This is a genomic window from Rhizobacter sp. (assembly GCF_031412075.1).
GTDB lineage: Bacteria > Pseudomonadota > Gammaproteobacteria > Burkholderiales > Burkholderiaceae_C > Rhizobacter.
The window spans coordinates 1-8905 of the sequence record NZ_JANOCG010000540.1; the positions used below are offsets into that span (position 1 = coordinate 1).

General features: G+C 65.0%; 7 protein-coding genes and 1 tRNA gene. 4 read left to right on the forward strand and 4 right to left on the reverse strand.

What is annotated here, in order from left to right; genetic code table 11:
• Window positions 1–223 (reverse strand): 30S ribosomal protein S2 (gene rpsB / locus RMO40_RS20185; protein WP_309725200.1); only part of this gene is annotated, 223 nt, incomplete at its 3' end.
• 245 nt (window positions 224–468) lie between these two features.
• Here rpsB and RMO40_RS20190 point away from each other — a divergent pair.
• Genes RMO40_RS20190 through RMO40_RS20200 form a run of 3 tightly spaced genes read left to right on the forward strand, consistent with a single transcriptional unit; the run spans window position 469 to window position 4699 of the window.
• Window positions 469–1818 carry an amidase gene (locus RMO40_RS20190; protein ID WP_309725202.1) on the forward strand — a complete coding sequence of 450 codons (1350 nt, stop codon included), beginning with the start codon at window positions 469–471 and terminating at the stop codon, window positions 1816–1818.
• Window positions 1818–3158, forward strand: a complete 1341-nt coding sequence (locus RMO40_RS20195) for a D-amino acid dehydrogenase (protein WP_309725205.1) — start codon at window positions 1818–1820, stop codon at window positions 3156–3158. Before RMO40_RS20190 ends, RMO40_RS20195 begins: the two co-directional genes overlap by 1 nt.
• Window positions 3159–3172: 14 nt before the next feature.
• A complete protein-coding gene (locus RMO40_RS20200; protein ID WP_309725207.1) occupies window positions 3173–4699 on the forward strand; it encodes an NAD(P)H-hydrate dehydratase in 1527 nt (508 codons plus the stop codon).
• Here RMO40_RS20200 and rnr read toward each other — a convergent pair.
• Window positions 4655–6919 carry a ribonuclease R gene (gene rnr, locus RMO40_RS20205; protein WP_489660206.1) on the reverse strand — a complete coding sequence of 755 codons (2265 nt, stop codon included), beginning with the start codon at window positions 6917–6919 and terminating at the stop codon, window positions 4655–4657. The genes RMO40_RS20200 and rnr overlap by 45 nt on opposite strands.
• A gap of 25 nt (window positions 6920–6944) precedes the next feature.
• On the opposite strand from rnr, the gene RMO40_RS20210 reads away from it, so the two are divergent.
• Window positions 6945–7029: transfer RNA gene (locus RMO40_RS20210), tRNA-Leu, on the forward strand.
• Window positions 7030–7150: 121 nt separating this feature from the next.
• Here RMO40_RS20210 and RMO40_RS20215 read toward each other — a convergent pair.
• Window positions 7151–7672 carry a phosphoribosyltransferase family protein gene (locus tag RMO40_RS20215; protein ID WP_309725209.1) on the reverse strand — a complete coding sequence of 174 codons (522 nt, stop codon included), beginning with the start codon at window positions 7670–7672 and terminating at the stop codon, window positions 7151–7153.
• Window positions 7673–7687: 15 nt separating this feature from the next.
• Window positions 7688–8905 (reverse strand): adenylosuccinate synthase (locus tag RMO40_RS20220; RefSeq protein ID WP_309725211.1); only part of this gene is annotated, 1218 nt, incomplete at its 5' end.

Here is an 8905-nt window from a genome sequence, read left to right on the forward strand (position 1 = left end):
GCATGCCGCCGAGCCAGCGCTGGTCAACGAAGGGCATGCCGCAGCGCTTGGCGTCCATCGCGATCACTTCGCGCGCCTGGCGCTTGGTGCCCACCATCAGGATGGTGCCGCGCTTGGCGGCGAGTTGACGGGTGAACTTCATCGCCTCGGTGAAGAGCGGCAGCGTCTTCTCGAGGTTGATGATGTGGATCTTGTTGCGATGGCCGTAGATGTACGGGGCCAACTAGGGGTTCCAGAAGCGGGTTTGGTGTCCGAAATGGACGCCGGCTTCCAGCATTTCACGCATGGTGACTGACATGAGAACTCCAAAGGTTGGTTCTAGAATCCAGCCTGAATTGCGACGCCCTGCAAGAGGACAGCCGCAACACCTTTAAACAGCCGGATTCGCGATTTTGTTGACCCACGCCAGCTCGACATGAGCTGCATTCAGGTAAACCCGCGGAGTATAGCAGGCCTTCTCACCCTCCCATGACGAATGACCTGACTGCTGCCCGAGACGCCATCCTCCAGGGGCGGTTGAATGCGTCTGACGCCCTGTCTCAGAGCCTGACCAACGCAGACGCCACCGACAACCAGCACACCTACACCCGTCGCTTTGACACCCAGGCGCTGGCCACGGCCCACGCTATCGACGCCGCATCGGCGGCCGGTGCGCCATTGCCGTGCCTAGCGGGGCTGGCCATCAGCGTGAAAGCCTTGTTCAACGTGCATGGCCAAACTACGACCGCCGCGTCGCGTGTGCTGGCCGATGCGCCACCCGCTGCGAGTGACTGCCCGGCCGTGGCTCGCCTGCGCGCCGCCGGCGCCGCGCTGAGTGGCCACACCAACATGACCGAGTTCGCTTTTTCAGGTGTCGGCATCAACCCGCACCATGGCACGCCACCCAATGCCGCCACGCTTGCCCTCGACCCACAGCCGCGCATTCCCGGTGGCTCTACCTCGGGAGGCGCGGTGTCGGTCGCCAGCGGTGCCGCCTGGGCCGCGCTCGGCTCCGACACCGGTGGCTCGATCCGCATTCCCGCCGCCTTGCAAGGCCTGGTCGGCTTCAAGAACACCGCACGACTCACGCCCACTGAGGGAGCGATCCCTCTGTCGACGACGCTGGACACCACCTGCGCGATCACCCGCTCGGTGCGCGACGCCGTGTTGTTGCACGAAGTCCTGGCGGCACGGAAGGTGTCCCCCGTGAAGCGCCCCTTGAACATGCTTCGTCTCGCCGTACCTGCACGTTTGCTCGACGGCATGGACACGGTTGTGGCCACCGCCTTTCAACGCGCTTTGAGCACCCTCCGCCGCGCCGGCGCCCACATCGACGACATCGCACTGCCCGAGCTCGACGAGCTGGCATCGATCAACGCCACCGGCGGCTTCTCTGCCGCCGAAAGCTGGGCCTGGCACCGATCGTTGATCACGCAGCGGCAAGCCGACTACGATCCCCGTGTCGCGCAGCGCATTCGCCGCGGCGAAACCATGAGCGCCGCCGACTACATCACCCTGCTACACGCTCGCATCGACTGGATCACCCGCATGACGACAACGCTGCAGCGCTTCGACGCGCTGCTCAGCCCCACCGTGCCGATCGTGGCCCCCACCATCGCCAGCCTGGCGAGCGACGAGGCCTTCTTCGCCGTCAACGCCCTGCTGCTGCGTAACCCGTCTGTCGTCAACATGCTCGACGGCTGCGCGCTGTCTCTGCCCTGTCACCAACCCACCGAGATGCCGGTGGGGCTGACGGTCTGGAGCCATGCAATGCAAGACGACACCGTGCTCGATGTCTCTCTCGCGATCGAAGCCGCGCTCACCGAAGGGGCGCACTGATGCGCGTTGCCGTGATCGGCGCCGGCATCGTCGGCGTGACCTCTGCCTATGAACTCGCCGCCGACGGCCATGAGGTGACCGTGTTCGAGCGGCGCGGCAGCGTGGCCGCCGAAGCCAGCTTCGCCAACGCCGGTGTGGTGGCCCCCGGCCATGTCGCCCCCTGGGCGGCTCCCGGCCTGCCGTGGCAGGTGATGAGCCAGTTATTCCGCAAGCACGCCGCACTTCGCGTGAGCCCGAGCCTGGGCACCAGCGGGCTGCGCTGGGTGTGGCGCAGCTGGCGCGCATCCAGCCCGCACAGCTATCGCAGCAACCGTGCGCGCCTGCAGCGGTTGGCACGCTACAGCAAGGAGCGGCTGGCCCACCTCACCAAAACGCTGCAGCTCGACTACGAGCGCGCCGACGGCTACCTGGTGCTGCTGCGTTCGGCCCACGACGCTTCGAAGGCCCAGGGAAGCCTGGCCATGCTCACTGACGCCGGCGTGCGCTTCCAGATGCTCGATGCCGAACACTGCCGGCGTGTCGAGCCCGGCCTCAACCCCGAGGCCGAGTTGCACGCAGGCATCCACCTGGCGCAAGACGAGGTGGGCAACTGCCGCCAGTTCGCCCTGCTCCTGCGCGAGCAGGCTGAGCGCCTGGGTGCCACGTTTCGCTTCAACACCACGGTGCAATCGATCGAGCCCGGCAAGACTCCACGCGTGACCAAGGTCTACGCGCCGATGGAAGAGTCGACCTGGTTGAACCCCGACGCCGTGAAGCTGGAGGGCCCGCCGACTGACGTGCTGCCCTTCGAGCCCGAGACCGAAAGTTTCGACGCTGTGGTGGTGTGCGCGGCGCTTGACGCGGCCGGCTTGCTGCGCACGCATGGCATCAAGCTGCCCCTCGCGCCGGTGTACGGCTACTCCGTCACTGCGCCGTTGCGCAACCTGCACATCCACCCCGATGTCGGCCCGCGTGCCGCCGTGATGGACGAGCGCTACAAGGTGGCGGTCAGCCGCTTCGGCACACGGCTGCGTGTGTCGGGCAGCGCTGAGCTGGGCGGCAACCTGCAGCGCAACAACGAAGCGTCGCTCAACACGCTGTACAAGGTATTGAACGATTGGTTTCCGGGAGCGGCCCACATGAGCCAGGCCCAGGTCTGGAAGGGAGCCCGGCCGACGCTGCCCGATGGCCCGCCGGTGCTGGGTGCGAGCGGCATCGCCGGTGTGTGGCTCAACCTCGGCCATGGCGCCAACGGCTGGGCGCTGGCTTGTGGCTCGGCGCGCATTCTTGCCGACGCCATCGGCGGCCGAGCCGCCGGCATCGATGTCGAAGGCCTGGGCGTGGAGCGCCTTCACCTTTGAGAGGGTCGCACGTGATGCATCGCATCCTCAGTCGCCACGACAACTGGCCCCTGCACCACACGGCCAGCTCACGCCTGATCGAACAACACGCCTTGGCGGGCGTCGAGGCGCACACACTGATGCGCCGTGCTGGCCATGCCGCGGCCGCACTGGCGCGGGCGTTGCACCCCCATGCTCGCAGTGCGTGGATCGCCTGCGGGCCGGGCAACAACGGCGGTGATGGGCTGGACGCAGCCATCCACCTGGTGGCAGCCGGCTTGCAAGTTGAAGTGACGCTCATTGCGGATGCCGCGCGCCTGCCCGGCGATGCACAAGATGCCTTGAAGCGCGCTCAAGCGGTCGGCGTGTCGATCTCCAGCGAGCGCGTGTCGAACGACGTGCCCGACGTTGCCATCGACGCCCTGCTCGGCATCGGCGGCCAGCGAGAACCGGCCGGTGAACTGGCCCGTTGGATCACCGAACTCAACCAACTGGCCTGCCCTGTGCTTGCGGTGGATTTGCCCTCCGGCATGAACGCCGACACCGGCCAGCCACACGGCAGCGTCTGCGTCGTGGCCACCCACACCTTGGCCTTGCTCACCCTCAAGCCGGGCCTGTTCACCGGATCAGGGCGCGACTTTGCGGGCGAGGTGTGGTTTGACACCTTGGACGTTGAACCGACCCTCCTCCCGCCAGTCGCCTGGCTCACCAACACCGGCGCGCCCGCGGCAACACGTCAACATGCGCAGCACAAAGGCAGCTTTGGCGACGTGGCCGTGGTGGGTGGCGCGCCGGGCATGGTCGGCGCCGCGCTGCTCGCCGCACGGGCGGCCCATGCGGCGGGTGCGGGGCGGGTGTATGTGAGCTTGCTCGACCCCGATGTGTCGGGGCTTGACCTGCAACGACCCGAGCTGATGTTTCGCCCGGCTTGGTGGGGCGGGCCTGCCGATGTGCTGAGTCAATCGACGGTGGTCTGTGGCTGCGGTGGGGGCGACGCGGTTCGCAAGGTGTTGCCTCGACTGCTGAGTTCCGCGGGGCGCCTGGTGTTGGACGCAGACGCGCTCAACGCGATCGCATCAGACAGCACGCTGCAGCTGCTGCTGGCAGCGCGTCGTTCGCACGACAGAGAGACGGTGCTGACACCCCACCCACTGGAAGCGGCTCGCTTGCTCAACATGAGCACGGACGCGGTGCAAGCCGATCGTCTGGTCGCCGCTCAGCAACTGGCCGACCGCTTCAACTGCGTGGTCGTGCTCAAGGGGTCGGGTTCGGTGGTCACGGCGGCGTTCGGCACACCATCGATCAACGCCAGCGGCAACGCTTCATTGGCAAGCGCAGGCACCGGCGACGTGCTCGCCGGATGGCTGGGTGGCTGCTGGTCGACCGCCAGCACCAGAGCATTGCAGGCCGCTCGGCACGCAACCTGGCTTCACGGGCACGCCGCGGATCGCAGTCGGGTCAGCCCCCTGCGGGCCGCCGACCTGATCGAGGCGATGCACGCTGCATCGCCCCGCCGATCATCGGCGACGAGTCGACTTGCTGGCCGACTGACGAGCGGCTGATTTGGCCGCGCGCACCGGGTGCGCCGTCGATGAGCCCTTCTTGCCAGCCGTGCTGCTCTTGCGTGCCTTGGTGGCCGCTTTGACGGCACGGTCGGCTTCCTTGACAGCGGCCAGCTCGGCCACCGGGCCAACGGATTTGTCGACACCCGCCTTGTCACGCTTGGCACGGGCGACGATCGCACCGTCATCGCCCTCGTGCACCATGCGGAAGTCGATCTTGCGGCCATCGAGGTCGACACGACTCACCTGCACCCGCACCCGCGAGCCCGTGACATAGCGGACGCCAGAGCGTTCGCCGCGCAGCTCTTGCCGCGCCTCGTCGAAGCGGAAATATTCGCCGCCGAGTTCGGTGATGTGAATCAGCCCCTCGACATACAAACCGTCCAGCGTGACAAACAGCCCGAAGCTCGTGACCGCACTCACGGTGCCGCCAAACTCTTCGCCCAGGTGCTCGCGCATGTAACGGCATTTGAGCCAGGCTTCAACATCGCGTGAGGCTTCGTCCGCGCGCCGTTCGTTGGCGCTGCAATGGGCGCCGGTGGCTTCCCATTGCTCGTCTTCGGCACCCGCACCCTTGCGCGCCTTGGTGCCCGATTCGAGCGCACCGCTCAGCAGGTTGTAGCGCTTGCCTTGCAGCAACGCCTTGATGACACGGTGTACGAGTAGATCGGGGTAGCGCCGGATCGGGCTGGTGAAGTGCGTATATGCCTCGTACGCCAAGCCGAAGTGGCCGCTGTTGGTGCCGGTGTAGATGGCCTGCTGCATCGAACGCAGCAGCATGGTGTGGATCTGCTGCGCATCGGGCCTGTCTTTGGTGGCCGCCGCAATCGCCTGGTACTCGCCCGGTTTGGGGTCGTCGCTGATGCTCAAGCCCAGACCCAACTGCTTCAGATAGTTCTGCAGCAAGGTTTTCTTCTCGGGCGTTGGGCCCTCGTGCACGCGGTACAGCGACGAGTGTTTGGCCAACGCGATGAAGTCGGCCGAGCACACGTTGGCGGCCAGCATGGCCTCTTCGATCAGCTTGTGCGCTTCGGTGCGCGTGCGCGGCACGATCTTTTCGATGCGGCCATTGTCGTCGCAGATGATCTGCGTCTCGGTGGTCTCGAAGTCGACCGCACCGCGCTTGGCCCGCTCTTTGAGCAGGGCTCGATAGACCTCGTGCAAGTGCAGCAGGTGCGGCACGATCTCCTTGCGCCGCGCCGCCTCGGGGCCACGCGTGTTCGACAGGATCGCCGCCACCTCGTTGTAGGTGAAGCGCGCATGCGAGCAAATCACCGCCGGGAAAAACTGGTCAGCATGGATCTCGCCGGTGTGGGTGATGAGCATGTCGCACACCATCGCCAAACGGTCTTCGTTCGGGTTCAGCGAGCACAGGCCGTTGGAGAGCTTCTCCGGCAGCATCGGTATGACGCGCCGCGGAAAGTAAACCGACGTGGCACGCTCGTAGGCGTCGTCATCGATCGGTTCGCCCGGCTTCACGTAGTGGCTCACGTCGGCGATCGCCACCACGAGACGCCAGCCTTCGAAGGCGTTTTTGCCGCGGCCGGTCTTGACGGGCTCACAGTACACGGCGTCGTCGAAGTCGCGTGCGTCTTCACCGTCGATGGTGACCAGCGGCACATCGGTCAGGTCGATGCGGTCACGCCGGTCGGCGGGCCGAATCTTGTCGGGCAAGCCCGCGGCCTGCGACAGCGTCTCTGGCGAGAAGCGGTGTGGCACTTCGTACTTGCGCACCGCAATTTCGATCTCCATGCCGGGGTCGTCGATCTCGCCCAGCACCTCGGTCACCCGACCCATGGGCTGCGAGTAAAGCGATGGCGGCTCGGTCAACTCGATGGCCACCACCTGCCCCACGGTCGCAGCCGCGATCGCGTTCTTGGGCACCATGATGTCTTGCCCGTAACGCTTGTCTTCGGGCGCCACGAGCCAGATGCCGCTCTCGTGCAGCAAGCGCCCGATGATGGGCGTCTTCTTGCGCTCGAGAATCTCCAGCACACGGCCTTCGGGCCGGCCCTTGCGGTCGTAGCGGATCACTCGCGCCTTCACACGGTCGCGGTGCAACACAGCGCGCATCTCCTGCGGAGACAGATAGAGATCGGGCTGGCGGTCGTCGCGCACCATGAAGCCGTGCCCATCACGGTGACCTTGCACCGTGCCCTCAACTTCGCTCATCAGTTCGGTACCGATGGCTGAAGCGTTTGAAAAGTTCGTTTGTTTGATGATATGATCCAAGGCTTCCTGAAATGCCCAGGTGGCGGAATTGGTAGACGCACTAGTTTCAGGTACTAGCGGGTAACTCCGTGGAGGTTCGAGTCCTCTCCTGGGCACCAAGATAGAGATAAAAAGACAAACGGCCTGCACGCAAGTGCGGGCCGTTTTGCTTTGTGGGTGGGAATGCAGACCCGTTAGTGATGTCGCTCATAGCGGCCTGCATTATTCGTACGTTTGCCGTCAAATCGCAAACTTCTTCGCCAAACCGTCGGGCCTGAGTTCGTCGTACTCTTCGAACGGCTGATGAATCCAGGGGCTCGTTGGCAGCAGCTCGACGTAATAGTCAGGCGTGTAGCTGGACACACCCTTGGTCCAGATCACGGCCGAGCGCAGTTCGCTGATGGCCGGCATGCTGCGCAGGCGCTCCACCACCGCACGCAGCGTCACCCCCGAGTCGGCCAGGTCGTCAACCAGCAACACACGCCCGGCCAACTCGCCCTTGGGCAGCGTGATGTACTTGGCCAGGTCGAGCCGCCCCTGGATCGTGCCGGCTTCTGCACGGTAGGAACTCGTCGACATGATGCCCAGGGGCTTGTCGAACACCCGCGACAACACGTCGCCAGGCCGCATGCCACCACGCGCCAGGCAAAGGATCTGATCGAACTGCCAGCCCGACGCGTCGATCTTGAGCGCAAGACGCTCGATCAGCATGTGGTACTCGTCCCATGAGACGTAGAGGTGTTTGCCATCGTCGGTCAGCATGTGGCGTTCCTGTGTTCAGGCTTGATAAGGGTGGCGCAGCAAAATTGTGTGATCGCGATCCGGTCCGGTCGAGACCATGTCGATGGGTGCACCGATGAACTCTTGCACACGCTCCAGGTACTTGCGCGAGTTCAAGGGCAGCTTGTCCCATTCGGTGATGCCGGCAGTCTTTTCTGCCCAGCCCGGGAAGGTGTCGTAGATCGGCACACAGGCTTCAATGTCATCGGCGTCCAACGGCAAGATGTCGACACGCCTGCCGTTGAGTTCATACCCCACGCAGACCTTGATCTCGGGCAGACCATCGAGCACGTCGAGCTTGGTGATGCACAGGCCGGAGATGCCGTTGATGATGATGGAGCGCTTGAGCAGTGCCGCATCGAGCCAGCCACAGCGTCGCGGCCGGCCGGTGACGGTTCCGCGCTCCTGGCCCACGGTCGACAGGTGATGGCCCACCGTGCCCGGGGTGTCCATGTCGAGCTCGGTCGGGAACGGGCCACTGCCCACACGCGTGGTGTAGGCCTTGGTGATGCCAAGGATGTAGTGCAACAGATCAGGCCCCACACCCGCACCAGCCGAGGCGTTGCCCGCCACGCAGTTGCTGGAGGTCACGTAAGGGTAGGTGCCGTGGTCGATATCGAGCAAGGTGCCCTGCGCGCCTTCGAACAGGATGTTGGCACCCTGCTTGTGCGCCGTGTATAGCGTGTAGCCCACATCGGCCAGCATCGGCTTGAGCTGCTCGGCGACTTTCATTGCGTGATCGAAGATTGGCTGGAATTCCAGCGGCTTGGACTTGAGGTAGCCGCTCAACGCAAAGTTGTGCAGCTCAAGCAATTCGCGCAGCTTTTTTGCAAAACGATCCGGGTGCTTCAGGTCCTGCACGCGCATCGCCCGGCGCGCCACTTTGTCTTCGTAGGCCGGGCCGATGCCCTTGCCTGTGGTGCCGATCTTGCCGGCGCCACTGGTCTCGCGCAGCGCCTCACGCGCCTTGTCAACCTCCACATGGAAAGGCAGGATCAGCGGGCACGACTCGCTGATGAACAGGCGCGAGCGCACTTCCAGGCCGATCGCCTCCAGGCGCTCGATCTCGCTCAACAAGTGGCTCGGGTCGACCACGACGCCATTGCCGATGTAGCACTTCACGCCATCGCGCATGATCCCCGAAGGGATCAGCTGCAAGGCCGTCTTCACGCCCTTGATGACGAGCGTGTGGCCCGCGTTGTGGCCGCCCTGGAA

Excerpts from the sequence above, each read along its gene's own strand:
- RMO40_RS20190 (WP_309725202.1), top strand. The coding sequence starts at position 469 with ATGACGAATGACCTGACTGCTGCCCGAGACGCCATCCTCCAGGGGCGG.
- RMO40_RS20195 (WP_309725205.1), top strand. The coding sequence starts at position 1,818 with ATGCGCGTTGCCGTGATCGGCGCCGGCATCGTCGGCGTGACCTCTGCC.
- RMO40_RS20200 (WP_309725207.1), top strand. The coding sequence starts at position 3,173 with ATGCATCGCATCCTCAGTCGCCACGACAACTGGCCCCTGCACCACACG.
- RMO40_RS20215 (WP_309725209.1), bottom strand. The coding sequence starts at position 7,672 with ATGCTGACCGACGATGGCAAACACCTCTACGTCTCATGGGACGAGTAC.